This is a genomic window from Raineya sp., from assembly GCF_053497555.1.
The window spans coordinates 17,380-44,082 of the sequence record NZ_JBRCWE010000069.1 but is presented as its reverse complement, the minus strand read 5'-3'; the positions used below and the strand labels follow the sequence as shown (position 1 = coordinate 44,082).

The window sequence follows — 26,703 nt, the reverse complement described above, 5'->3', positions numbered from 1 at the left end:
ATCAGTTGAACAGTTTCACTCCAATTCCACCACCAAATCGCCTTGTTCTACGATAGCTCCTGCGTTCAGGTGGATTTTTTTGATAACTGCCTCACGAGGAGCCGTAACGATACTTTCCATTTTCATTGCTTCCAGCACAAAAAGCGGGGTATTGGTTTTTACTTTTTCACCTTCTTTCACCTTGATTTGTGAAATTTTGCCCTGCAAAGGCGAACCTATCTGATTTTCTCCTGTAGCCTTCGGATTGGTTTTGAGCAAACTGCTCATTTTTCTATCTAAAATACGCACACGGCGGGTCTGTCCGTTGTGTTCAAAATAAACCGCTACAATACCATTTTCATCGGGTTGCGAGCAACTTACCAGTTTTACAAGCAAGGTTTTTCCTTCATCAATTTTAATCAGAATCTCCTCGCCCGGCTTCAAGCCATAGAAAAAGGCAGGGGTAGGCAAATAGTATGCAAAACCATATTCCTGAATGTGGTTGTAATACTCCTCAAATACTTTTGGGTAAAGTAAATAGGAAAGAAAGTCTAAAAAGTTATCATCAAATTTTTGCTTAAACGCTTCAAATTCTTTGTTAAAATCAATAGGCTCTAAATGAGCATTGGGGCGGTCGGTAAAAGGTTTTTCGCCTTTCAGCACCATTTTTTGCAGTTTTTTTGGAAAGCCGCCATAAGGTTGCCCCAGTTCGCCTCTAAAAAACTCCTTCACCGACTCGGGGAAAGAAAGCGTATCACCTTTTTCCAAAATATCTTCGGCAGAAAGGTTATTAGCCGTCATAAACAAGGCAAAATCGCCCACCACCTTGGAACTGGGCGTAACTTTAATGATATTACCAAAAAGTTTGTTCGCCTCTTGATAGTTTTTCACAACCAAATCAAACCTATCGCCTACCCCTACGGAATCGGCTTGGGCTTTGAGATTGGTGTACTGCCCGCCAGGCATTTCGTGTTCGTACACTTCTGCCGAGCCTGTCTGCAAGCCTGCCTCAAAAGGATAGTAATATTTACGCACTGCCTCACTGTATTTAGAAACCCTATTGAGTTTTTGCAAGTCGTAAGCATTTTCGCGAGGGTGTCCTTGTAGCATTGCCACTATGGAATTGAAATTGGGCTGTGCCGTTGTACCCGACATTGCCGCAATAGAAACATCAATCACATCAACCCCCGCCTCAATAGCTTTCAGATACGTAGAGGCTTGAATAGATGCTGTGTCGTGGGTATGCAAATGAATAGGTATGCGTACGGTTTCTTTGAGTTTAGAGATTAGCACTTCGGCGGCGTGAGGCTTGAGCAGTCCCGCCATATCTTTGATTGCCAAAATATGAGCCCCTGCATCTTCCAAAGTTCTTGCCAAATCCAAATAATATTGCAGGGTGTATTTCTTTTCATTTTTGGAAAGCAAATCGCCTGTGTAGCAAATGGCGGCTTCAGCAATGCTTTCGGTATATTTATTTACAGCGGAAATGCTTGTTTTGAGGTTTTCAATCCAATTGAGCGAATCAAATATGCGGAAAATATCAATACCATTTTCGGCAGATTTTTCAATGAATTTTTCTATCAAATTATCGGGATAGGCTTTGTAACCTACGCCATTGGCACCACGCAAAAGCATTTGCATCAGGATATTAGGAGCGGCTTTGCGAATGAGTTGCAACCTTCGCCAAGGGCATTCTTTCAGGAAGCGTAGGGCTACATCAAAAGTTGCTCCTCCCCACATTTCCATAGAAAAAGTCTGCGGAAAGTGATGAGCTATCATTTCGGCGTAAGGTATCATATCAATTGTTCGCATACGCGTAGCCAGCAAAGACTGATGCCCATCGCGAAGTGTAGTATCGGTATAATAGATTTTCTTTTCGTTTTTGAGCCATTCGCAGAATTTTTCTCTGCCCAATTTCTGCAAACGCTGTTTTATACCCGCAGGTGGCTCTTGCAAATTATCGTAATCTACGATAGGCGGTTTTTCAAACTTTACGCTATCATCTTTCTTTTTGACATCAGGATTGCCATTGACAATCACGTTGGCAAGGAAACGCAAGGCACGCGTACCTCTATCGTAACGTTTGGGGATATTGAAAAGCTCGGGGTGGTCTTGAATAAAACTTACCGTTGCCTTTCCGCTTTGAAAAATGGGGTGAGAAATCACATTTTCCAAAAAGCCAATATTTGTTTTTACACCTCTAATTCTAAACTCTCGCAAGGCTCTTTGCAAGCGTTGGGCAGTGCCTTTGAGCGTTCTGCCTGCCGCCGAAACTTTTACGAGCATAGAGTCAAAAAATGGCGAAATCTGTACGCCCGGATAAACGCTCCCCTCGTCCAAGCGGATACCAAAACCTGCGGCATTACGATATTCTACAATTGTTCCAAAATCGGGTTTGAAATTATTGAGCGGGTCTTCGGTAGTAATACGGCACTGAATAGCCACGCCGCGAGCTACTACATCTTCTTGTTTATGAATCCAAATCACAGGGTCCGAAAGGCGATGCCCTTTGGCTATGAGGATTTGAGAGCGTACAATATCAACCCTTGTAATTTCTTCGGTAATGGTATGCTCTACCTGTATGCGAGGATTTACCTCAATAAAATACACATTTTCGTCTTTATCCACCAAAAACTCTACCGTGCCTACGTTGTTGTAATTTACTTTTCTGCAAATTCGTAAGGCATAATCGTACAATTTGTTTTTGGTTTTTTGTTCTAAAAACGAAGGAGCTACCTCTACTACTTTCTGAAAGCGTCTTTGCACAGAGCAATCGCGTTCAAATAAATGAACAATATTTCCGTAATTATCGCCCATTATTTGCACTTCAACGTGTTTGGGGTTTTCAATGAATTTTTCAATGAAAATGGTATCATCGCCAAAAGAGCGTCCTGCTTCACCTTTGGCTTCGTTGTAGGCTTTTTCGAGTTCGCTTTCATTACGCACTACCCGCATACCACGCCCGCCGCCCCCTGCCGAGGCTTTCAAAATTACAGGAAAACCAATGCGTTTAGCTTCTTTCAAAGCGATTTTGAAGGTTTTGAGTGGCTCTTTGTTATCTTCAATGATAGGCACATCGGCTTCAATTGCTATTTTTTTGGAAGCAATTTTATCGCCCAAAGCCTCCATTACTTCGGGTTCGGGTCCTACGAAAATGATACCTTCTTCGCGGCAACGCCTTGCCAAATTTACATTTTCTGAAAGAAATCCATAACCTGGGTGAATGGCATCGGCTTTTACCTTTTTGGCAAGAGCTATAATTTCCTCTACATCAAGATAAGGACGCAAAGGCTCATCATCTTTGCCTATCTGATAGGCTTCATCGGCTTTGAAGCGGTGCAAAGAATAGCGGTCTTCATAGGTATAAATTGCTACGGTGCGGATTTTCAGCTCCGAAGCGGCACGAAAAATACGGATAGCAATTTCTCCACGATTGGCAACTAAAAGTTTATTGAGCGGTTTTAGATGTTCCATAATTGCAGTATTTTAGAAGCGTGATGACAAGATTACGTAATCTTGCTAAAATATGCAAACATATAAATTCTTTTTTTGAGCAAAGTAATTTTTCTGTACCTTTGCAGAAAATTTTTGTAATGAAAATCGGTCAAAATTTTTATCAGTATCAGATACAATCTTTGATAGCAGAAAGCAATACGGCTCGCAATTGGCTTGCCAAGCACCAAAGTCTGCCTCGCAGTGTGCGTATCAAACAACTTAAAAACGAATTTTTGCAAACCGAACAGCAAAAACTCCAACTTCGCCAAATAGCCGTTCAGAATGCCGAACTTGAACACGGACACATTCCCGTACTTTACGACTACTTGGAAAATTCGCAAGGGATATTTTTTGTGTACGATTACGTAAATGGCATTACTTTGGATAAATTTTTGCAAAGCAACCCTTCTACCGAAAAGCGAAAAGATATTTTCTTGCAAATTCTTTCAGCAGTTGCTTACAGCCACCGAAAAGGAGTTTGTCATTTACACATTAGCCCTTCCAATATTCTCATAACTCCCGAAAACAAAGTATTTCTGAACGATTTTGGTTTTATACAACTCTCGCCCAGCCCTTCTCCATTTTCAGCTCCCGAACAATTGCAAGGTGGCTTCACAGACACACGTACCGATATTTTTATGCTCGGCAAGTTGCTGGCGTACCTTTTTCCCAATCCTTCGGCAGAACTGCACAAGGTTATCCAAAAGGCTTGTGCCAGCGAAGCCTATCAACGCTATCAGACCTGCGAAGAACTGCAAAACGACCTGCAACACGCTATTTTTGAAATAACTCACCAAGAGCCTCCGAAAAAGAATGCTTGGGTTTCTTCTTTGGTAGGTATTGGCATTATAGTTCTTTTCTTTGGTGGGGCTTGGTGGGGCTTGCGAATTATCGCCAAAAATCAGCAAAAGAAGCCACAAGTTGCTACTTTTCAGGGTGAAAACCCCGTAGTGGTTCAGCAGTCCAGAGATACCACCGACTACACCAAACTCGCAGAAGCCAAACAGCAAGAAGAGAAAGAAAAACAAAAAGAAGAAAGCGAGGAAGAACGCCAAAAAGATAGCTTAAAGAAAAAGCAAGAAGAGCGTAAGAAATTGGAGAAAGAACGCAAAGAAAAAGCACTCAAAAATATCATTGTAGATGGGCAGTTTGTAAGCAACCAACTTGGCGAATACAAAATCAATGTAGAAATTTTCAATGGAAACAAAGATTTAGAGCTTCAAAAAGTAGTGATTGTAGTGTCTTATTTTGATACACAAGGCGAAGTAATTGCCAAAGAGGAAAAAGTTTTAGAAAAACTTTCTGCCGAGCAGGCTACATCTCTGGAAGTAGTCAAGAAAATCAATGCGGCACACTTTTCTTGTAAAGTAAAAGACGCCGAACTGCCACCTTTACCCGAAGAGTAAATTTTTATAGAGAGGTAGGAAACAGCAAATAAAGAGTAGGAAATACAACTTGAGCCATTAACTTTTGATTTCCAACTCTTGAACCCACTATTATTGTACCTTAAAAATTTCTTGCAAAATAGGTTTCAGACCGCTGAAAAAGAACTCTACGGCAATCACCATTACTATCAGTCCCATAATTCTCATCATTACGTTGTTGCCTGTTTCCCCCAAAAATTTAATAATACGCGAAGAGGCATACAAAATAATGTAAGTCAGTAGCATTACCACCAAAACTGCTGAAATCAAAACTATTTTCATCTCCAAGGTTTTAGCTTTTTCCATTAGCACAATGGCATTGCTAATCGCCCCTGGTCCGCAAATCATTGGGATAGCCAGCGGAGTAATGGAAATATCATTTACATAGCTTTTCACTTCTGTTTCGCTCACTTTCACTCTTGCCAGCCTTGCTTGCAACATATCCATTCCCATTTGGAAAAAAATAATGCCACCTACTACACGAAAGCTATTCACCGAAATTCCAAAAAAATTAAAAAGCAACTCTCCCGAAAAAGCAAAAAGAACAATTGTCAGAAAAGCAACGATAGAGGCTTTCCGAGCCGTTTTGGCACGAGCTTTTTCGCTAAGCGTAGCCGTCATTGTCATATACACGGGCATTGTGCCCAAAGGGTTGATGAGTGTAAAAAAAGAGGTAAAAGCCAGTAGCCCAAAAGCAAGTAGTTCATTCATATAAAGTTCAAGGGTTTAGGGTTCAAATGTTTGAGGTCTTGTACCTGTATTCTTTGTAATTTTACGTTCAAAAAGTTTGAAGGTTAAGAGTTTTAGGTAAAAGTTTTACTCCGTCTAAATATATCCAATTTTCTCAATCCTGTTTCCTGCCTCTTGTTTCCTGTTTCCTTACTGCAACTACCTTTCTTTTTCCTCAATCAAACATCATTTTTTTCAGTTCATTGAGTTTGATAAGAGCTTCAATGGGCGTGAGAATGTTCAAATCTATTTCTTTGAAAAACTTTTTCACCTTTTCCAGTTCAGGGTTGTAGGGTTCAAACAAAGATAGCTGTGTAATGGTTTGCGTTTGCTTAGGCATTTCACTGATTTTTTCGTGCAGTTCTTGATGAATTTTCTCTTTTTCCAAATGCTCTAAAACCTCGCTTGCTCTTTGTACAATGGGGGCAGGCATACCCGCCATTTGTGCTACGTGAATACCAAAACTATGCTCACTGCCTCCGGGCTGTAATTTACGCAAAAAGATGATTTTATTTCCCTCTTCCAGCACCGAAACGTGAAAATTCTTTACTCTTGGTAAATCTTCGGCAAGTTGGTTGAGTTCGTGATAGTGGGTAGCAAACAGGGTTTTAGGACGTGCCGTAGGGTGATTGTGCAGAAATTCAATGATACTCCAAGCAATAGAAATGCCATCATAGGTACTTGTACCTCTGCCGATTTCGTCCATTAAAATAAGACTTTTGTGGCTCAAATTGTTCATAATGCTGGCAGTTTCGGTCATTTCTACCATAAAAGTAGATTCTCCTTTGGAAAGATTATCTGAAGCCCCTACACGCGTAAAAATTTTATCTACAATGCCAATAGTAGCCTTTTGTGCAGGAACGAAAGAGCCAATTTGAGCCAAAAGTACAATAAGAGCCGTTTGACGCAAAAGAGCCGATTTGCCCGCCATATTCGGACCCGTGATAATGATAATCTGCTGACTTTCGGCATCTAAATACACATCATTCGGGATATACTGCTCGCCCAAAGGTAGCTGTCGTTCAATAACGGGGTGTCTGCCCTGCCGAATATCCAACACATCACTATCGTTGATTTCAGGACGATTGTAGGCGTATTTCAAAGCACAATAAGCAAAGTTGCTCAGTACATCTATGCCTGCCAAAACTCTTGCATTGTGTTGGGCATCAGCAATATGAGCGGCACAAAACTCAACGAGTTCAAAAAATAAATTTTGCTCAATTGTATTGATTTTTTCTTCGGCGGTGAGGATTTTTTCCTCATAGATTTTAATTTCTTCGGTAATGTATCGTTCGGCATTGGTAAGCGTTTGCTTACGAATCCAATCAGCAGGAACTTTGTGCTTGTTGGCATTGGAAACTTCCAAATAAAAACCAAAAACCTTATTGAACTGCACTTTAAGACTCGCAATGCCTGTGCGTTCAATTTCTCTTTGGGCAATACCTTCCAAATGTTCTTTGCCTGAGTGAAGTAAATGATGAAGTTCGTCTAATTCGGCACTAATACCTTTCTTTATCATTTTCCCCTGATTGCTTTGCGAAGGGGCGTCATCAAGCAAGGTAAGTTCAATTTTTTCTGCAATATGCCCCACAGGACGCAAGCTATGAATAAATTTCTGCAAAATACTTTGAACATTCTCACTAGTTTGAGGCAAAATGCTTTCCATTAGCTTGCGTATAGGCTCAATTTGCAGAAGAGATTTTTTGAAAAATACCAATTCTTTGGGTGTAATACGGCGAGAGGCTATTTTAGAAGTCAATCGCTCCAAATCGCCAATTTGACTTAAAACCTGACGAATTTGCTCTAATATTTCAGAATTCTGATAAAAACACTCTACAATGGTAAGCCTTTCCTGAATTTTAGGAATTTCTTTAAGAGGCATTGCAATCCAACGGCGAAGCAACCTTGCCCCCATTGGTGTTTGGGTATGGTCTAAAATTTCAACCAAAGAAACACCTTTTTCCTGCTGTGGGAAAAGCAGTTCCAAATTACGAATAGTGAATTTATCCAGCCATACATAGCGGTCGCTATCCAGCCGAGCCAGTTGCGAAATGTGGCTTACCTGATGATGTTCGGTTTCGGCAAGATAGTGTAAAATAGCTCCTGCCGCTACGATGCCCAAAGGCATATTTTCCACTCCAAAGCCTTTGATAGTTTGCGTTTTGAAGTGTTCTTTGATTTTATTTTCGGCAAAATCAGGCTGAAAAACCCAATCATCAAGAAAAAAATGATTCCATTCTTCACCAAAATACTCTTTGAAAAGTGTTTTTTGTGGTTTAGGGAAAAGCACTTCGGCAGGACGAAAACTCTGCAAGAGTTTGTCTGTGTATTCTTTTTCGCCTTGCGAAGTCATAAATTCACCTGTGGAAATATCCAGAAAGGCAATGCCAAAAAGATTTTTTTGTGGAAATATAGCACAGAGGTAATTGTTTTGTTTTACCTCTAACACATTATCATTGAAAGCCACACCGGGCGTTACCAGCTCCGTAACCCCTCTTTTTACAAGTCCTTTGGCAAATTTTGGGTCTTCTAGTTGGTCGCAAATGGCTACTCTTTCGCCTGCACGCACCAATTTCGGCAGATAGTTATCCAAAGCGTGATGCGGAAAGCCTGCGAGTTCTATTTCACCTGCACTGCCATTGTTGCGTTTGGTAAGTACAATCCCCAAAATACGGCTGGTTTTGATAGCATCTTCGCCAAAAGTTTCATAAAAATCACCTACTCTGAAAAGCAACAAAGCCCCGGGATACTTCTTTTTGAACAGATTGTACTGCTTCATCAATGGGGTTTCTTTCTCTTTCATCTGCTTACTATTTGGAAGGCTAAAATGAAAGCCTCACTTTTGGTGAGGCTTTGCTATGTTTGTTTCACTTAAAAACACTACTATTAGTCAAGGATTTCGGTGATTTGTCCAGCACCTACGGTTCTACCACCCTCACGGATAGCAAAACGCAAACCTTTTTCCATAGCAACTTTGTTGATAAGTTTTACTTCAATAGTAAGGTTATCGCCGGGCATTACCATTTCTACGCCATCAGGAAGTTTGATTTCACCTGTAACGTCAGTAGTTCTCAAATAGAATTGAGGGCGATATTTGTTGAAGAATGGCGTATGACGACCACCTTCTTCTTTTGAAAGTACGTACACTTCAGCTTTGAAATGAGCGTGAGGCGTTACAGTACCAGGCTTGCAAATTACCATACCACGGCGGATTTGCGTTTTTTCAATACCACGAAGCAATAGACCAACATTGTCGCCAGCTTCACCTCTGTCCAAAATCTTACGGAACATTTCTACCCCTGTTACGGTAGATTTCAAGCCTTCAGCACCCATACCCAAGATTTCAACAGGGTCGCCAGTGTTGATAACACCTCTTTCGATACGACCAGTAGCCACAGTACCACGACCAGTGATAGAGAACACGTCCTCAACAGGCATCAAGAAGTCTTTATCTACCAAACGAGGAGGAATAGGAATCCAGTTATCTACAGCGTCCATTAGCTTTTCAACGGTTTCAACCCATTTAGGTTCTCCGTTCAAAGCACCCAAAGCAGAGCCACGAATAACAGGGATATTGTCGCCATCAAATTTATAGAAGCTAAGAAGCTCGCGGATTTCCATTTCTACAAGGTCAAGGATTTCAGGGTCATCAACCAAATCCACTTTGTTCATAAACACTACAAGCTGAGGCACACCTACCTGACGAGCCAAAAGAATATGCTCACGAGTTTGAGGCATAGGACCATCAGTAGCGGCAACTACAAGGATAGCACCATCCATCTGTGCGGCACCAGTAACCATATTCTTCACGTAGTCAGCGTGACCAGGGCAATCTACGTGTGCATAGTGGCGAGTTGCAGTCTGGTATTCTACGTGAGCGGTATTGATAGTAATACCTCTTTCTTTCTCTTCGGGAGCGTTATCAATAGAAGAGAAATCTCTTTTTTCAGCTAAACCTTTCTGAGACAAAACATAGGTAATAGCGGCGGTAAGGGTTGTTTTTCCGTGGTCAACGTGACCGATAGTACCAATGTTTACGTGAGGTTTGGAACGGTCAAATGTTTCTTTTGCCATAATTTGTAAAATTCTTTGGTTAAATTTACGAAAACAACAAAATTTTAGAGTTTCTCTTGCAACCTTAGAGCCAACGATGGGAATTGAACCCACGACCCCTTCCTTACCAAGGAAGTGCTCTACCTCTGAGCTACGTCGGCTGATAGACGCATTGATTGCAGAATGGCTCTAAAATTTTAGAGCGGGCGACGAGGCTCGAACCCGCGACCTGTAGCTTGGAAGGCTACCGCTCTACCAACTGAGCTACGCCCGCTTGAAACTACTTTGAGGTAGTCTTGGCACTTGGCTGTGCCGAGTGGGGCAAGATGGATTCGAACCACCGAAGGCATACGCCAGCAGATTTACAGTCTGCCCCATTTGGCCACTCTGGTATTGCCCCATTGTGTTTTCGGATTGCAAAAGTAATAGGTTCAAATCTTTTCTCCAAATTTTTTTGTAAAAATTTTTTACAAAAATTCTCCCAAGACAATTTTGAGAAATTTACTCCTCAAAAATCCGTTGAATTTGCTCAAATTCTAGCAAAAAACCATCGTGCCCGTATAGAGAATTTATTTCGTACAATTGAGCTTTGGGGATATGCTTTGCCAAAAACTTTTGCTCTGCAAGTGGAAAAAGTAAGTCAGAAGTAATACCAACCACTTTTACATAGGCTTTGATTTGCCCAAGGGCATTTTCGGCACTGCCTCGCTTTCTACCTACGTGGTGGCTATCCATAGCCTTGGTGAGTGTCCAGTAGCTAAAAGCATTGAATCTGCGTATCAGCTTTTCGCCCTGATACTGCTGATAAGAACTTGCTTTGTAGTTATCGGTTTTTTCAATGTCGGTTTCTTGCTGTCTTTGGTTGTAAATTTCAATGTTTCGGTAAGAAAGCAGTGCAATGGCTCGGGCGGCTTTTAACCCCATCATACCTGCTTGCGGGTGTGCATATTGCCAAGAGGCATCGGCTTGTATTGCCATTCGTTGCGTTTCATTAAAGGCTATACCCCAAGGCGAATGAAAGGCATTGGTTGCTAAAATAAGCAGGTTTTCAAAAACTTCTTTTTGTTCAATAGCCCACTCCAAAGCAATTTGCCCGCCTAATGAGCCGCCTATAAGATAATGTATGCGTGGCAAATCCAAAGCCTTGCGTAGCAATTCTAAAGCATTTGCCATATCGCGTGTAGTAAGAGCAGGAAAATGGTGAAAATAAGGCTCCTGTGTTTGCGGATTGAGTGATAAAGCCCCCGTAGAACCATAACAAGAGCCTATATTATTGGCACAAACAATAAAATATTTTTCGGGGTCAAGCATTTTACCACTGCCAAAAAGCCCCGCCCACCAATCGGCAACCTCTGCATTTGCCGTAAGGGCGTGAATAACCCAAATGACATTACTTTTTTGGGCATTGAGCTTGCCATACGTACAATAAGCTAGCTCTATTTCAGGTAAAATTGAGCCATTTTCCAAAATAAAAGGCTCGGTATAATGAAAAATAGCAGGTTCGGTCATATTGAGAATACTTGAAAGTTTTTTCGCAAAAATGTTCAAATCAAAGGAATATTTTGACTATCTTGCTCAAAAAAAGTTTTACTATGAGTTTCCAGCTTGGCGTTCTGATTATTCACGGCATAGGTAACCAAAGCCTTGATTATGCCAATCAATTTATTAAGGATTTGCAAGAAAAAATCCGTTTGTATGATAAAAACCCTGATGTGGTGAAAATGTTACCCACCACTTGGGCAACTGAAATTCACCCCGAAGAGGAAGAACTTTGGCGAAATGTCTCCAAAGGCGAGCCGCTCAATTTTGGCAAATTACGAAAATTTCTGATTAGCTACGTAGGCGATGCCGTAGCCTATGCAGGTACGCCCAACAAAAGCAATGGCGTTTATCACAAAATCCACCGAAATATTCACGAAACCATTGAAAAGTTGTATATTGATTTGGGCAAGCAAGATAAGCCTCTGATTATCATTGCTCATTCTTTTGGAACGCAAATCATTTCTGATTATATCTGGGACCGCCAAAAAGCTATTCGCGACGATACAGGCGATTTTCTGGCTGACAATCCCTTTGAAAGTATGAAAACGCTTGTAGGTCTTTTCACCTTTGGCTCTTGTATTCCTTTTTTTACGTTGGGCTATCACCCATTAGAAGCCATAGAATTTCCTATACCCCACTTGCCCGAAGAATGGAAATCCAAAGCTCGTTGGTTCAATTTTTATGATGTTGATGATGTACTCGGCTATCCGCTGAAAAATTTAAGCGATAGCTACAAACGAAGTGTCAATGCCGATATTGAAGTAAATGTGGGGAACTGGCTTCAATCTTGGAATCCGCTTTGCCATTTCGGCTACTGGCGTGATGACGATTGCCTCAATTCTATTGCCGAGTTTATTTCAGGCTGGATATGATACTTTGGGAAGCAGGAAATAGAAAAAATAAAGAGGCTCATCTTGCAGGAAGCTATGCGAAAATGGATTAAACGTTTTTTGGGCATTATTTTGCTGATTTTGCTGATACTTGCCATTTTGTATTGGGATTTGCTACTATACGGCATAAGGCAAGGCTATGGACAAATGCAAATTATATGGAACACCCGCCCTATTAGCGAAATTTTGCAAGATAGCACCACCAACGATAGCCTCAAAAACAAACTTCGTTACATTCAAGAAGTGAAGGATTTTGCTGAAAAAGAATTGGGCTTGAAAAAAACTGATAATTACACCACTTTCTACGACCAAAAAGGCAAACCTCTACTTTGGGTAGTAACGGCTTGCAAACCCTTTGAACTAACGCCTTATGAATGGGAATTTGGCTTTTTGGGGAAATTTTCGTACAAAGGACATTTCAACCGAAAGTATGCCGAAGCCGATTCGGCATCGCTAGTACAACTGGGTTATGATACTGATATTAGCCAAGTAAGGGGTTGGAGTACGCTGGGCTATTTCAAAGACCCTGTGCTTTCGTCTATGCTCTCACTCTCGGAAGGCGAGCTTGCCGAACTTATCATACACGAGCTTACGCATAGTACCATTTACCTGAAAGATAGTGTCAATTTCAATGAAAATTTAGCTTCTTTTGTAGGTAAAAAGGGGGCTTTGTTATTTTTAGAAAATAAATTTGGCAAAAGTAGCCCCCATCTTCAATTTTACCAAAACGAACTCTACGACGATTCGCTTTATATTGCTTTTATGCTACAAACTACCCAAACTCTAAAAAACTTTTATGCCCAAAAAGATTTCCAAAACCTTGACACCTCATCAAAAAAAGCCCAAAAAGCCTCTTTTATCCAGGAAAAAATTGCAGAACTTGAAAAAATAAAATTTAAACAAAGAATTTACACCAAAGAAAAATTAGCCAAAATGCACCTCAACAATACTTTTTTTATGTGGTATGTACGCTATAATAGCCAAGAAGCAGAATTAGAAAAACTTTGGCAAAACAAGTACGAAAGCAATCTAAAAAAATTTATTCTCGGATTTAACAATTAACATACCAAACACATACTTTCTTACATTATTTCATCTTAAACCTACTTTTGCCAATATTATTTTTATGTTAAAAATGCTTTTGGGCAGTTACCTTTTTGTGCCTTTTTGGATATAGCAGTGTAAATTTGCAATCACAAACAAAACTGATTAAGATATGAAAAAAATTATTCTACTCTGTTGTTTGCTTACAACTTTGTTTCTATGGAATGGAGCTTGGGGGCAGATTAGCGTTCCCAACACCACTCCTGTAACTGAGAATTTTGACTCTATGGGTTCTACAAACAATTTACCTTCAAATTGGAGATTAAACGGAACAGCTACTCCAACTTTCTCTGGAGGAAGCACCACTACAACTCAAAATGCTTGTGGAGGAACTCCAACTACTGGAGGAACATACAACTGGGGAATATCAGCTGCTTGTACAGATAGAGCTGTTGGTTCTATGACATCTGGGTCATTCTCTAGTCCTAGAAGTTTAATGTCGCATTACAGAAATACTCACCCTACAGACTTGATAAGTTCTGTAAGTGTTTCTTACGAAGCTGAAAGATACCGTATTAACACTGCTGTTGCCTCTATAGAATTTTACTACTCTCTTGATGGTAATAATTGGACTGCTATTGTTGCTGGCGATATTGCATCTGGCAACTTTCCAACAGGAAGTTCTTCTTATACATTCACAACTCCATTAGTCGTTTCCAGAACAGGTATTGTTATCACATTTCCCACAGCATTGTCTCCCTCTTCTGACTTTTATCTAAGATGGAATATCAATACTACTGGTTCCAATTCACAAGGTATTGGTATAGATAATGTAAGTGTTACTGCTACTTTTATCCCCCCCTCTTTTACAGGTCCAGAAATTAATGTTAGGGGTAATTCTGTAAGTATAGTAAATGGCGATATGACCCCTTCTCTTACTGACCACACAGATTTTGGAGGAGTTAATGTAACCGCTGGAACTCAAAATCGCACTTTTACGATTGAAAATCTGGGTACATCAGATTTAAACATAGGCACTATTACTATTACAGGTGCCCACGCCTCAGATTTTACAATTCTTTCTTTACCCTCTTCTACCATTCCTGCTGCAAGTACCTCTACTTTGGTAATTCAATTTGACCCCTCTGCTCTTGGATTAAGAACTGCTCAGGTAAATATTCCTAATAACGATAGTGATGAAAACCCCTATACCTTTGCTATTCAAGGTTTAGGCTCTAATCAAACCACACTACGACCTGGCGATATGATGTTCATAGGTTTTGATAACCAGATTTCTGGACCTACTGATAAAATTAGTATAGTTACTCTTGTAGATATAAGCCCTAGTACAAAGTTTATTTATGCCAATGCTGTCTATGAAATGCTTGCTCCTGCCAATGTAAGAACAAGACGTTGGTATGCTTGTGATGGTACTCCAAGCAATAATATAGAAGCTTTTGAAATAACATATAATGGGACAACTACCATAGGAAGAGGATCCATCATCTGTTTTGAAGTTCCCGGTACTGGTGGTCCCGATAATTTTTCTATCAATGGCGTAGCAAGCTCAGATTTTAGCAGAGTAAATGCCCCCAATACAACTGGAACAGGTGGTGCAAATATGAGTACAACAGCTCCCGATGCTGTTTTTTTGATGCAAGGAACTTTTATCAACCACGGCACATACTCCACTTTTGAAGGTAATATATTAGGTGGAATAATGCAAGGAGGCACTTGGTGGACAGTAGCGGACGATTTAACTGCTTTAGGAACAGCTAATCAAAGAAGACGTTCTCGCATTCCTCCCGAAATTGAGTGTTTTGCTATACAAGCAACAACAAGTATTGATAGAAGTGTCGCTTACTATACAGGACCAAGAGGTTCAAATCCTCAATTTACACATATCAACAATATCATTAATTTCACTGGAAATTGGTTTAGTGATTTAGGTACTACGGGTGATGACTTCCCTGCTACTCAATGTAATAGTGCTTTTACGGTAACAGGAGCAGCGGCTGTTCCAGGCAAATGGACAGGCACTACTAACACCAACTGGTTCAATTGCCGAAATTGGGAAAATTTCTCTGTTCCTACTGCAACGGTAGATGTCACTATCTCTCCCACTGCTACTAATAATCCTACCATCAGTAGCACTGCTATCAATGCAGATTTATATTTTGCAAGTCTTGACGGCACACAAAGAGTGGCAGAGTGTAGAAATATCAATTTAGATAGGCTTACACTCATCATAGAAGGCAACAACACACCTCCCAATCGTTTAGATATTCACGGAAACCTTAATATTTCGGGAACAGGAGCTTTGGATATGGATGATAGCAATTCTGCCACCCCTGATGGTGTTATCAATCTTTTAGGTAACTGGGAGAATACACTTGGCACAGCAAGTTCTTTCCAAGAAGGTAATGGAACTATCCGTTTCCGTGAAGGTTTGAACCAAACTATCACTACGCAAGGAGGTACAGAGCGTTTTTACAATATCGTTTTCAACAAAACCGCAGGCAACGTAACACTCAATAGTACCAATGTAGAAATTTCAGGTTCGGCGACCTTCACCGCAGGCAGGGTAAATGCCCCTAATGCTACAACCGCAAGAATGGAATTTCTGGATAATGCCACCACCACAGGAGCTAATAACAATAGCTATGTAAATGGTTGGGTTCGTAAGGTGGGCAATGATACATTTGTGTTCCCTGTGGGTGATGATGGTTTTTATGCTCCCATTGCTATTTCTGCCCCTTCTGCTGCCACAGACCATTTCACTGCTACCTATGATAGAATTTATCCGAACCCCTACGATATTACTTCCAAAGATGTAACATTAGACCACGTAGGTAACTGCGAACACTGGATTCTCAATCGTACAGGAGGTACTTCTAATGTCTTTGTAGAGCTTAGCTATGATAATGTGCGAAGCTGTGGCATTACTTCGGGGCAAGAAAGTGCCTTGCGTGTAGCTCGTTGGGACGGTGCCGTATGGAGAGACCACGGCAATACTACCGCAACGCTTATTCCTGCAAGTGCCATTCGTAGCAGTGCTGCCATTAGTTCTTTTAGTCCTTTTACACTTGCAAGTTCCAATAGTTTTAACCCATTGCCTCTGGAATTGCTCTCTTTCAAAGGGAAAATCAATGAAAAAGGCGAATCCGAACTAACTTGGCAAACCGCTACCGAGTTAAATATTGCAGGTTTTGAAGTAGAAAAATCTACCGATAATAGAGAGTTTCGTAAAATTGGCTTTGTAAATGCCAAAAATTCCCATCTCAATACTTATGGCTTTTTGGATAAAGATTTTACAGGCTTGAGCTATTACCGCTTGCGTGTTTTGGAGCAAGATAAAACTTTCCGCTATTCGCCAACTATCAGTTTGGATAAAACCAAAGCAGTGCAACTGCTCATTTATCCCAACCCTGCTACCGAAAAAGATTTTGTAAAAGTTGCTTTGGGAACAAGAAGCGAAATCAGCACTATCAAAGTGGAAATAGTAAGCCAGACAGGCAAAACCCTTGCAGTAGTAAATGATAGCTTGGTAAATACCGAAACGCAACTATCTGAAAAATTGCAGAATTTGCCCAAAGGTTTGTATATTATACGTCTGCAAACCGAAAACGGCGAAATGCTCACCAGTAAGTTTATCAAACAATAGAAAAAACAGCCAAAAGCCTCAAAAAATTTTGGGGCTTTTTTGTTTGGCTAAAATTTTATGCTCAAATTGCCAAACCTTGGCAAAATACTCTTTTTATGGCAATACACTTTTTTACAGAAATCATCTCATTCAAACTTGCTGATGTTTTGAAAGTAAAACGCTGGGTGAAAGCGGTGATTTTACAAGAAAAGTACAAACTCGGCGAACTGAACTTTATTTTTTGCAATGATGAATATTTACACAAAATCAACGTAGCCTATCTCCAACACGACGACTACACCGATATTATTACCTTTGATAACTCCGAAAAACAAAACATTATAGAAGGCGATATATTTATTAGCGTGGAAAGAGTACAAGAAAATGCTCAAAACCTACAAGTAAGTTTTGAGCAAGAACTGCACCGAGTGATGATTCACGGAGTTTTACATCTGCTCGGCTATCGGGATAAAACTGATGCCGAAGCCGCCCAAATGCGAAGTAAAGAAAACGAGGCTTTAGCTCTACTGCAAACGACTTAAAGCCTCTTTAATACGTTTAATGCCTTCTATGAGTTTTTCATCTGCGGCGGCAAAAGAAATACGAATACAATTTTTGGCTCCAAATCCTTCGCCATCTACGAGTGCCACGTAAGCCTCATTGAGCAAATACATACACAAATCGTAAGCATTGCCAATAGTGGTTTTGCCATCAGATTTTCCAAAATAATAGCTTACATCAGGGAAAAGATAAAACGCCCCTTGTGGAACATACGTTTTGATAGTAGGTGTATCTTTGAGTAAATCCAACACCAAATCTCTACGACGTAGATAAGCATTTTTCATTGTTTGTGTGGCAGAAAGGTCGCCTGTAATGGCGGCAAGAGCGGCTTTTTGAGCAATAGAGCAAGTAGCTGAAGTAAATTGCCCTTGAATCTTGATACACGCATCGGCAATGGATTTGGGAGCGGCAATGTAGCCTACTCGCCAGCCTGTCATTGCAAAACTCTTGGAAAAGCCATTCACCGTAATAGTTCGGTTTTTTACACTTTCAAAAGCACCTATACTCCAATAGTTACCCTCAAAAGTAATATATTCGTAGATTTCATCAGCTATAATGAAAATATTTTCATAAGGAGCAAGAATATCTGCAAAGGCTTTAAGTTCTTCTTTGGAATATACCGTGCCAGTGGGGTTGGAGGGTGAAGAATAAATAACCGCTTTGGTTTTGGGTGTAATAGCATTTTGTAAGTCTTGGGGAATAACTTTGAAGCCATTTTCAATTTTACCTTCCACAATCACTGCCTTGCCTTGTGCAAGTTGTATCATTGGAATATAGCTCACCCAGTATGGAGCAAAAACAATTACCTCATCACCGGGATTGATAAGTGCTAAAATGGTATTGATAAGCGACTGCTTAGCTCCCGTAGAAACTACAATATTTTCAGCTTTTACATCTAAAAGATTTTCACGGCGGAGTTTATCTGCAATGGCTTCTCGGAGTTCTAAAATAGCAGGCACAGGAGTGTAAAAAGAAAAGTTTTCATCTATGGCTTTCTTGGCGGCTTCTTTGATGTGTTCGGGGGTGTTGAAATCGGGCTCACCCAAAGTAAGATTGATAACATCATAGCCTTGTGCTTTCAGACTGCGAGCTTTGGCTGCCATTTCCAAAGTTTGCGATTCGTGCAATTCTACAACTCTTTGCGAAAGGATAGCCGTAGAGGTAGTTGGTGTTGTCATTGAAAATACATTTTTTTGACAAAATTACAAAAAACTTTATCTTGCTACCAAATTTGAATGATTGATTTTTCTCAAAGTTATGATGAATATCGGTATTATTGGCTATGGCTATTGGGGCAAAAATTTGGTAAGAAATTTCTATGCCCAAAAAAAAGCTTCGCTTAAAATCGTTTTAGATTTTGACAAGCAAAAGTTAGAAAGTATCCCCAAACTCTACCCCACCGTAGAAACTACTACTTCGTTTGATGAATTTTTATCCAAAATTGATGCAGTAGCCATTGCTACGCCTGTTTTTACGCATTACGAGCTTGCTAAAAAGTGTTTGGAAGCAGGAAAGCACGTTTTGGTAGAAAAGCCAATGACTTCTACCTATGCCCAAGCCCAAGAACTCATAGAGATTGCTGAAAAAAAAAACTTGTTCTAATGGTTGACCATATCTTTCTTTATACAAGTGCCGTTGAAAAAATGAAAAATTTAATAGATAATGGCATCATCGGAAAGATAAATTACATAGACTCCACTCGTATCAATTTAGGTCTATTCCAGCAGGATATAAATGTTTTATGGGACTTAGCCTCTCACGATATTTCTGTATGTTATTACTTGATGAACGAAAAACCTGTGGCAGTGCAAGCGGTGGGTATTTCGCACACTAAAAACGATATTGAAAATATTGCTTACCTCACTTTACATTATGCTTCCAATAAAATTGCTCATTTCAATTGCTCTTGGAGTTCGCCTGTAAAAGTCAGGCAGATGCTTGTAGGGGGCGATAAAAAAATGATTGTTTGGAACGACTTGGAAGCTACCGAAAAAATTAAAGTGTATGACACAGGTTACGAGCTAAAAACCGAAGAAGATAAAACCAAAATTTTGGTAGATTATCGCGTAGGCGATATTTACGTACCTAAATTAGAGGGTACGGAGGCACTTTTTGCAATGGCATCTGATTTTATTGACGCCATTTTGCAGAATAAAAAACCACGAGCCACCGCCGAAACAGGGGCTTTGGTTGTGCAAATTTTAGAGGCTTCGCAGAAGTCTATTAAAAATAAAGGTGAAGAAGTAACTTTATAAAGAATTATGCAAATCCTCAATATTGAAAACGAGCGTCAGTCAATCAGCAACGTTCAAGTGGGTGAAAATGTAAAAATTTTCAAATTTGTAAATTTATATGGCTGTACCATTGGCGATGGCTCAAAAATAGGCTCTTTTGTAGAAATTCAGAAAGGAGCAGTCATTGGCAAAAATTGTAAAATCTCTTCCCATACTTTTATTTGCGAAGGAGTAAAAATTGGTGACGGTGTTTTTGTAGGGCATAACGTTAGTTTTATCAACGATATGCTACCGCGTGCTGTAAATGCAGATGGTTCTTTACAAACCGAAGCCGATTGGAAATTGGTTGAAACAATTGTAGAAGACCGAGCCAGTATTGGCACAGGTGCAACTATTTTAGGTGGAATAAAAATTGGTAAAAATGCCGTAGTAGGTGCAGGAGCAGTAGTAACCAAAGATGTTCCCGAAAATGCCGTAGTAGTGGGCAATCCTGCTAAGATAATCAAATTTATCGAAGTTTAGAAAAGTAAAGAATTTGACAATTATGACTGAAACCACTTACAAAATCCCTTTTCTTGACCTCAAACGTCAGTACCAGAGCATCAAAGCCGAAGTTTTGGCTCGTTTTGAGGAAGTTTGTGAAAATACAGCCTTTTCTGGAGGCAAATATGTAGAAGAATTTGAGCAAAAATTTGCCGAATATTGCCATACGAAATACGCTTTGGGCATCAATAATGGTACTTCTGCTCTGCATTTGGCTATGCTGGCTTTGGGTATTGGGCAAGGCGATGAGGTGATTGTGCCTGCCAATACATTTATTGCTACGGCTTGGGGAGTAAGCTATTGCGGAGCAACACCTGTTTTTGTAGATTGCACCGCCGATACTTGGGAAATTGATGCCTCTAAAATTGAAGAAAAAATCACCCCAAAAACCAAAGCGATTGCGGGTGTTCATCTTTACGGACAGCCCTTTGATGTAGATGCCGTAAAAGCTATTTGCCAAAAGCATAACCTGTTCCTTATAGAAGATGCCGCACAAGCTCACGGAGCCTATTACAAAGGTAAGCGTGTGGGTGGTTTCGGCGAAATGGCTTGTTTTAGCTTCTATCCGGGCAAAAATTTAGGAGCTTATGGCGAAGCAGGAGGCATTACAACCAATAACGAAAAATATTACAAGCACATTCAGAGCTTACGCAATCACGGCTCGGTAGTGCGGTACTACCACGATGAAATCGGCTACAATATGCGTATGGGAGGCTTGGAGGCAGTCAGTTTGAGTGTAAAACTGCAATATTTAGACACTTGGAACAATCGCCGTAAAGAAATTGCCAAACGCTACCAAACAGAAATCAAACATTCGGCTATCCAAATGCAACATCAACCCGATTTTGCCGACTCGGTGTATCATTTATTTGTAATCACTACCGAAAAACGAGACGATTTGATGAAATATCTCAATAGCAAAGGTATTTTTCCCGGTTTGCACTACCCTGTACCTTGTCATTTACAACAGGCTTATGCTTATTTGGGCTATCAAAAAGGCGACTGCCCCAATGCCGAATATTTGGCAGAACATTGCCTTACTTTACCCATGTTTGCTGAACTCACTGATGAGGAAGTAAGTTATATCATTGAAGTTTTGAATACTTACTAAAATTTTGTAAATTCGGGCTATGGAAACTTTGCTCAAAACATATACTTATCAAGATTTGCTCAGCGAATTTCCACCTGAAACTCGCTGTGAAATCATTGCTAACGAACTATTTATGCCGCCTGCTCCCAATACCGAACACCAAGAAATATCTGGGGAATTAGAGTTTATTTTCAGAGTTTTTTGTAAAGAAAAACGAATGGGAAAAGTTTTTGATGCCCCTTTTGATGTTATTTTGGACGAAAATAATGTTGTTCAGCCTGATATTGTTTTTATTGCTAACGAAAACCTGAAATATCTTACCAAAAGAGGCTTTGAGGGCATGCCTGATTTGCTCGTAGAAATTATTTCGCCCTCTACATTTTATCGCGATAGCGTAGAAAAAAAAGATTTATATGAGCAATTTGGTGTAAAGGAATACTGGATTGTAGAACCTGCTAACAAAGTCATTGAAATTTTCACTTTGCAAAATGGCAAATATATTTTGCACCAATTTGTAGCCGAGCAAGGAAAAATACAATCCAAACTCTTACAAGGTTTTGAAGTAGATTTGAAGGATATTTTCCCTCAAAATATGTAAGCTATGGAAACTCTGCTCAAAACATATACTTATCAAGATTTACTCAACGAATTTCCCGCAGAAACTCGCTGCGAAATCATTGCTAATGAACTATTTATGCCGCCCGCTCCCAATACCGAACACCAATTTATTTCAAGAGATTTGAGTGTTGAATTACACTTATTTGTGAAGAAAAATCAAAAAGGACAAGTAGCAGTAGCTCCTTTTGATGTTATTTTAGACGAAAATAATGTCGTTCAGCCTGATATTGTTTTTATTGCTAATGAAAACCTGAAATATCTTTCTAAAAGAGGCTTTGAGGGTGTGCCTGATTTGCTCGTAGAAATTATTTCGCCCTCTACCTATTATCGCGACAATAACGAGAAAAAAGAGCTATACGAGCAATTTGGCGTAAAAGAATACTGGATTGTAGAACCTGCTAATAAAGTCATTGAAATTTTCACCTTGCAAAATAGCAAGTACATTTTGCACCAATTTGTAGCTGAGCAAGGAAAAGTACAATCTAAACTCTTGCAAGGCTTTGAAGTGGATTTGAAGGATATTTTTACCACCCAAATTTAAAGTTTTATGCTAACCGAAATAAAAACCTACACTTTTGAAGATTTTTTGAAGTTTTATGAACGACTGGGCGAAGCAGGCGGTTTTGAGTTTTCTGATGGCTTAATTTGGGATAAATTTGCAGGAAAACCCGTTGAGGAAAACATCATTGATTTTATCCTTTCTGATGATTTCTGTGCCGAAAAACTACCTTTTTTCCAAACTATGCCTACACAAAAACACGATGATCTGCTGGCAAATCTTATGATTTTGTTAGCTTCTATGCTTAAAGAAAAAGGCTTTGCAATTTACCCTCAAAAAACAGCTATTGCAAAAGATAATTTAGAGGACGGATTTAGAGAGCCTGATTTAGTAATTGTAAATTGGAAAGAGCAAAAACGCAACAAATATCATCAAGTTACTAATCCTGTAATGCTTGTAGAGGTGCTTTCCAAAAGCACAAAACACATAGATTTAGGCGAAAAACTTTTAGAATACCAGGCATTACCCAGCTTGCAAACTTACTTGATAGTTTGGCAAGATGAACCCAAAGCCATTGTTTATACTCGCAAAGCTGAAAAAATTTGGGAAGAACGGATTTATGAAGGTTTGGAGGAGGTTGTAGAACTCACTTACTTTGCAGTAGAATTACCTTTGAGGCAGGTGTACGAAAATGTAAATTTTGAACAGAAACAATGATACCTTTACTCATTTTTCCTTTGGGGGGCAATAGTGTTGAAGCATTGAATTGCATTGATGAAAGTAAATACAAAGTGATAGGCTTTGTTGATGATGATACCAACAAGATTGGTACAAAATATTGCGATATGGAGGTTTTTGATAGAACTGCTTTTGAGCGATTTCCTAACGCCAAAGTGCTGGCGTGTATAGGTAGCCCCTACAATTTTAGAAAAAGAGGCGAAATTATTGCAGGTTTAGGCATACCCAAAGAAAGATTTGCAAGTATTATTCACCCTTCGGCTACAATTTCTAAATTTGCAAGTATTGGCACAAACTGCCTCATTATGGCAGGTGTAGTAATTACGCACAATGCCAAAATTGGTGATAATGTAATTATTCTGCCCAATAGCGTTATCCACCACGATACGGAGATAGGAGATAACACCTGCATTGGCTCAAATATAGTAGTGGCGGGCTTTACGAAAATTGGTAAAAACTGCTACATAGGTAGCGGTTCAAATATTATCAATAATATTTCCGTTGGTTCAAATACCCTTATCGGAATGGGTACAAATGTGGTTAAGTCCGTGGGAGAAAACAAAAAAATAGTAGGTAATCCTGCAAGAGAAATACAATAATGGTACAAATAACTATCCTTATTCCCTTCCTCAACGAGTCAGCTAATATTCCTTTTTTAGTGCAATCTTTGGGAGAATTTTGCAAAAAAAATAAGGAATTAAATTTTGAAGTGATTTTTATTGATGATGGCTCTACGGATAATTCTTTAGAACTATTGCAACAACAAAAACATGAATTTTATACCTGTAAAATTATCAAACTTTCTAAAAATTTTGGCTCTCACGCCGCTTTGCGGGCAGGTATTTTGCACGCACAAGGTAAATACATTACTTTTATGTATGCCGATTTGCAAGACCCGCTGGAGCTTGTTGTAAAACTGCATCAAGAAATTACTGAAAAACAAAAAGAAATTATTTGGGCTTACCGAAATGAAAAACAAGGTTGGTTTTCAGGGTTTTATGCCAAACTAATGAAAAAATTTGCCGTAAAAAATTTCCCTGAAAATGGTTTTGATATTGTGATGTTTAGCCAAAAAGTACAAAAATTACTCAACGAAAACATAGAGGCTAATTCTTCTATTTTTTTGCAAATACTTACATTGGGCTTCCCGCAAAGTTCTATCACTTATCAAAAACAACCTCGCAAAGCAGGAAAATCTAAATGGACTTTGGCAAAAAAAATCAAATTGATGATTGATAGCTTTGTTGCTTTTTCTTTTTTTCCTATTCGCTTAGTGAGTGTGGTAGGAATTTCGCTTTTTATTGTAGGAACTTTGTTTGCCCTGTATCTTATTGCACGCAAACTTATTCTTAATGACATCAAAGAAGGCTGGACTGCCTTAGCCTCTATTCTGATGATAGGTTTTGGTGTAACAAATATTTCTTTGGGTATTATTGCAGAATATTTGTGGCGTACCTTAGATGCCTCACGCAAAAGACCTGTTTTTATCATTGATGAAATCATTGAAAATTAAACTCTTATACAAAAAACTATCTATATGAACATCTTAGTAACCGGCGGAGCAGGATTTATTGGTTCTTATGTAGTAGAAGAACTTTTACTACACAAACCTTCCAAAATTATTATCATTGACAATTTCATTAGGGGTAGTGATGAAAATATGAAAAATTTTCTTCAAAACCCTGTTGTAGAATTCGTAAAAGGAGATATTAGAAATGAGCAACTTCTAGAAAATTTAGTTTCCAAAGTGGATTATGTATTTCATATGGCGGCTTTACGTATCAATGCTTGTGCCGCCAATCCCCAAGATGGTTTTGATGTAATGTTAAAATCCACTTTTCATCTGGCTCAACTTTGTGTAAAATATAAGGTAAAAAAGGTTATTTATTCGTCTTCGGCTTCAGTGTATGGTTTAGCTCAACATTTTCCCACCCCCGAAACGGATAATCCTTACAATAATCAAACTTTTTATGGTGGTGCCAAGTTATGGGGCGAGCAACTTTTCCGTAGCTACAAGTTTATGTATGGATTAGATTATGTTGCTCTGCGATATTTCAATGTGTATGGTCCGAGAATGGATACTGACGGAAAATATACCGAAGTAATGATAAAGTGGTTAGATTGTATTAGAGATGGTCGTCAGCCGCTGATTTTTGGAGATGGTTCTACTTCAATGGATTTTGTTTATGTTCAAGATGTAGCCAGGGCTAATGTAGCGGCTTTGTTTTCAGAAGTTACAGATGAATCTTTCAATATAGGCTCGCAAAGAGAAACAAGCTTAAAAGAACTTTTAGAATTACTTCTGAAAGTAAATAATTCCAATTTAGAACCCAAATTTATGCCTGAAAATACTATCAATCCTGTTTCAAGACGTTTAGCCGACATCAGTAAAGCAGAAAAAATGCTTCAATTTAAGCCAACTGTAACCTTGGAAGAAGGGCTAAAAAAATTATCAGAATGGTATTTTGCTAAACAAAAATCTCAAAACCAATGAAAATCCCCGTAGCCAAACCCTACCTTGACAGCCAAGAGGCTCAATACGCTTACGATACTATCCTGACAGGCTGGGTAACGCAAGGACCCAAAATAGCCGAATTTGAAGAAAAATTTGCCACATATACAGGTGCTAAATATGCCGTTGCGGTTTCCAATTGTACTACCGCTTTGCACTTGGCAATGATTGTAGCAGGCGTACAGGCAGATGATGAAGTAATTTGTCCTTCGCTTTCGTATATCGCTACGGCAAATTGTATTCGGTATGTGGGGGCAAAAGCCGTTTTTGCAGAAGTAAATACCGAATATAATTTGGATATTGAAGACGTAAAACGCAAAATCACCCCCAAAACTAAAGCCATCTTAATAGTTCATCAAATTGGTATGCCCGCCGATATAGCGGCTTTTCAGGCTCTTTGTAAAGAAAAAAATCTTATTTTAATAGAAGATGCCGCTTGTGCCGCAGGCAGTAGCTATCAAGGTAAAAAAATTGGCTCGCATAGCGATTTGGTGTGTTTTTCTTTTCACCCACGCAAAGTGATTACCACAGGTGATGGCGGTATGATAACCACTTCACGAGAAGATTACGCCCAACGCCTCAAATTGCTTCGCCAACACGGAATGGCTATCAATGATAGAGTGCGGCACGAAAGTAGCAAAGTCCTCATTACTGACCATTTGGAAGTAGGCTACAACTACCGAATGACCGAAATTCAAGCGGCTGTGGGCATTAAGCAATTAGAGAAATTGGATTGGATTGTTTCGGAACGCCGCAAAATCGCTTTTCAGTACCACGATGCTTTCAAGGATATAGACTGCCTGCGTCTGCCTTATGAAAGAGAAGGCTATTTTTCTAATTACCAATCTTATTCGGTGTATTTGAAAGAAAATTGCCCTATCAATAGAGATGATTTAATGCAAAAATTACTTGACGTAGGCATTGCTACACGTTCGGGGGTAATGACTTCGCACCGCGAAACAGCTTACAAAGGTTACTCTGATGTAAAGTTGCCTATTTCCGAGGATTTGTGCGATAGAAGCATCATTCTACCGCTATACGTGCCTATGCCCCAAGAGGAAGTTAGCTACGTTATTGAGCATTTTCGGAAGTTTTTGGGCAAGTAAAAC

The 26,703-nt window shown here is 39.5% G+C and carries 22 protein-coding genes and 3 tRNA genes; 16 read left to right on the top strand and 9 right to left on the bottom strand.

Annotated elements, in window-relative coordinates:
• Positions 1 to 15: 15 nt before the first annotated feature.
• Positions 16 to 3,456: a pyruvate carboxylase gene (locus ACWITO_RS09345; protein ID WP_448529747.1), complete on the bottom strand. Its 3,441-nt coding sequence runs from the start codon at positions 3,454 to 3,456 to the stop codon at positions 16 to 18.
• Positions 3,457 to 3,572: 116 nt separating this feature from the next.
• Here ACWITO_RS09345 and ACWITO_RS09340 point away from each other — a divergent pair, with 116 nt between their 5' ends.
• A complete protein-coding gene (locus ACWITO_RS09340; RefSeq protein ID WP_448529725.1) occupies positions 3,573 to 4,880 on the top strand; it encodes a serine/threonine protein kinase in 1,308 nt (435 codons plus the stop codon).
• A 90-nt stretch (positions 4,881 to 4,970) separates the two neighbouring features.
• On the opposite strand, the gene ACWITO_RS09335 is transcribed toward ACWITO_RS09340, so the two are convergent.
• The 7 genes from ACWITO_RS09335 to ACWITO_RS09305 form a co-directional block, all read right to left on the bottom strand.
• The gene (locus ACWITO_RS09335) at positions 4,971 to 5,609 is read right to left on the bottom strand and encodes a MarC family protein (protein ID WP_448529724.1); all 639 of its coding nucleotides are present in this window, start codon (positions 5,607 to 5,609) and stop codon (positions 4,971 to 4,973) included.
• 193 nt (positions 5,610 to 5,802) lie between these two features.
• A complete protein-coding gene (gene mutS / locus ACWITO_RS09330; protein ID WP_448529723.1) occupies positions 5,803 to 8,430 on the bottom strand; it encodes a DNA mismatch repair protein MutS in 2,628 nt (875 codons plus the stop codon).
• Between the two features lie 83 nt (positions 8,431 to 8,513).
• Positions 8,514 to 9,701 carry an elongation factor Tu gene (gene tuf / locus ACWITO_RS09325; protein WP_448529722.1) on the bottom strand — a complete coding sequence of 396 codons (1,188 nt, stop codon included), beginning with the start codon at positions 9,699 to 9,701 and terminating at the stop codon, positions 8,514 to 8,516.
• A 68-nt stretch (positions 9,702 to 9,769) separates the two neighbouring features.
• Positions 9,770 to 9,841 (bottom strand) — tRNA-Thr (locus tag ACWITO_RS09320).
• 40 nt (positions 9,842 to 9,881) lie between these two features.
• Positions 9,882 to 9,954: transfer RNA gene (locus ACWITO_RS09315), tRNA-Gly, on the bottom strand.
• 43 nt (positions 9,955 to 9,997) lie between these two features.
• Positions 9,998 to 10,080: transfer RNA gene (locus ACWITO_RS09310), tRNA-Tyr, on the bottom strand.
• Positions 10,081 to 10,181: 101 nt separating this feature from the next.
• Positions 10,182 to 11,228, bottom strand: coding sequence for a homoserine O-acetyltransferase family protein (locus ACWITO_RS09305; protein ID WP_448529721.1), 1,047 nt, complete (start codon positions 11,226 to 11,228; stop codon positions 10,182 to 10,184).
• 44 nt (positions 11,229 to 11,272) lie between these two features.
• Between ACWITO_RS09305 and ACWITO_RS09300 the strand changes: the two genes are divergently transcribed.
• From ACWITO_RS09300 to ybeY, 4 genes are all read left to right on the top strand, one after another.
• Positions 11,273 to 12,094: a hypothetical protein gene (locus tag ACWITO_RS09300; RefSeq protein WP_448529720.1), complete on the top strand. Its 822-nt coding sequence runs from the start codon at positions 11,273 to 11,275 to the stop codon at positions 12,092 to 12,094.
• Between the two features lie 54 nt (positions 12,095 to 12,148).
• Positions 12,149 to 13,174, top strand: coding sequence for an aminopeptidase (locus ACWITO_RS09295; protein WP_448529719.1), 1,026 nt, complete (start codon positions 12,149 to 12,151; stop codon positions 13,172 to 13,174).
• 154 nt (positions 13,175 to 13,328) lie between these two features.
• On the top strand, positions 13,329 to 16,820 hold the full coding sequence (locus tag ACWITO_RS09290; RefSeq protein ID WP_448529718.1) for a choice-of-anchor D domain-containing protein: 3,492 nt from the start codon (positions 13,329 to 13,331) through the stop codon (positions 16,818 to 16,820).
• A gap of 95 nt (positions 16,821 to 16,915) precedes the next feature.
• The gene (gene ybeY, locus ACWITO_RS09285) at positions 16,916 to 17,341 is read left to right on the top strand and encodes an rRNA maturation RNase YbeY (protein ID WP_448529717.1); all 426 of its coding nucleotides are present in this window, start codon (positions 16,916 to 16,918) and stop codon (positions 17,339 to 17,341) included.
• Here the strand turns inward: ybeY and ACWITO_RS09280 are convergent.
• Positions 17,324 to 18,538 carry a pyridoxal phosphate-dependent aminotransferase gene (locus ACWITO_RS09280; RefSeq protein ID WP_448529716.1) on the bottom strand — a complete coding sequence of 405 codons (1,215 nt, stop codon included), beginning with the start codon at positions 18,536 to 18,538 and terminating at the stop codon, positions 17,324 to 17,326. The genes ybeY and ACWITO_RS09280 overlap by 18 nt on opposite strands.
• 61 nt (positions 18,539 to 18,599) lie before the next feature.
• On the opposite strand from ACWITO_RS09280, the gene ACWITO_RS09275 reads away from it, so the two are divergent.
• The 11 genes from ACWITO_RS09275 to ACWITO_RS09225 are packed head-to-tail and all read left to right on the top strand — an operon-like array spanning position 18,600 to position 26,700.
• Positions 18,600 to 18,962 carry a Gfo/Idh/MocA family protein gene (locus ACWITO_RS09275; protein WP_448529715.1) on the top strand — a complete coding sequence of 121 codons (363 nt, stop codon included), beginning with the start codon at positions 18,600 to 18,602 and terminating at the stop codon, positions 18,960 to 18,962.
• A gap of 41 nt (positions 18,963 to 19,003) precedes the next feature.
• Entirely contained in the window at positions 19,004 to 19,615 is a 612-nt protein-coding gene (locus ACWITO_RS09270; protein WP_448529714.1) for a Gfo/Idh/MocA family protein, read from the top strand.
• A 6-nt stretch (positions 19,616 to 19,621) separates the two neighbouring features.
• A complete protein-coding gene (locus tag ACWITO_RS09265; RefSeq protein ID WP_448529713.1) occupies positions 19,622 to 20,116 on the top strand; it encodes an acyltransferase in 495 nt (164 codons plus the stop codon).
• A gap of 22 nt (positions 20,117 to 20,138) precedes the next feature.
• A complete protein-coding gene (locus ACWITO_RS09260) occupies positions 20,139 to 21,248 on the top strand; it encodes a DegT/DnrJ/EryC1/StrS family aminotransferase (RefSeq protein ID WP_448529712.1) in 1,110 nt (369 codons plus the stop codon).
• A gap of 19 nt (positions 21,249 to 21,267) precedes the next feature.
• Complete coding sequence (locus ACWITO_RS09255; RefSeq protein WP_448529711.1) at positions 21,268 to 21,825, top strand: Uma2 family endonuclease; 558 nt, start codon at positions 21,268 to 21,270, stop codon at positions 21,823 to 21,825.
• A gap of 3 nt (positions 21,826 to 21,828) precedes the next feature.
• Positions 21,829 to 22,386, top strand: coding sequence for a Uma2 family endonuclease (locus ACWITO_RS09250; RefSeq protein ID WP_448529710.1), 558 nt, complete (start codon positions 21,829 to 21,831; stop codon positions 22,384 to 22,386).
• Between the two features lie 6 nt (positions 22,387 to 22,392).
• On the top strand, positions 22,393 to 23,061 hold the full coding sequence (locus ACWITO_RS09245; protein ID WP_448529709.1) for a Uma2 family endonuclease: 669 nt from the start codon (positions 22,393 to 22,395) through the stop codon (positions 23,059 to 23,061).
• Positions 23,058 to 23,681, top strand: a complete 624-nt coding sequence (locus tag ACWITO_RS09240) for a NeuD/PglB/VioB family sugar acetyltransferase (protein ID WP_448529708.1) — start codon at positions 23,058 to 23,060, stop codon at positions 23,679 to 23,681. The genes ACWITO_RS09245 and ACWITO_RS09240 overlap by 4 nt, the downstream gene beginning before the upstream one ends.
• The gene (locus ACWITO_RS09235; protein WP_448529707.1) at positions 23,681 to 24,595 is read left to right on the top strand and encodes a glycosyltransferase; all 915 of its coding nucleotides are present in this window, start codon (positions 23,681 to 23,683) and stop codon (positions 24,593 to 24,595) included. The genes ACWITO_RS09240 and ACWITO_RS09235 overlap by 1 nt, the downstream gene beginning before the upstream one ends.
• Positions 24,596 to 24,619: 24 nt before the next feature.
• A complete protein-coding gene (locus ACWITO_RS09230; protein ID WP_448529706.1) occupies positions 24,620 to 25,576 on the top strand; it encodes an NAD-dependent epimerase/dehydratase family protein in 957 nt (318 codons plus the stop codon).
• Positions 25,573 to 26,700, top strand: a complete 1,128-nt coding sequence (locus ACWITO_RS09225) for a DegT/DnrJ/EryC1/StrS family aminotransferase (RefSeq protein WP_448529705.1) — start codon at positions 25,573 to 25,575, stop codon at positions 26,698 to 26,700. Before ACWITO_RS09230 ends, ACWITO_RS09225 begins: the two co-directional genes overlap by 4 nt.
• Positions 26,701 to 26,703 lie beyond the last annotated feature (3 nt).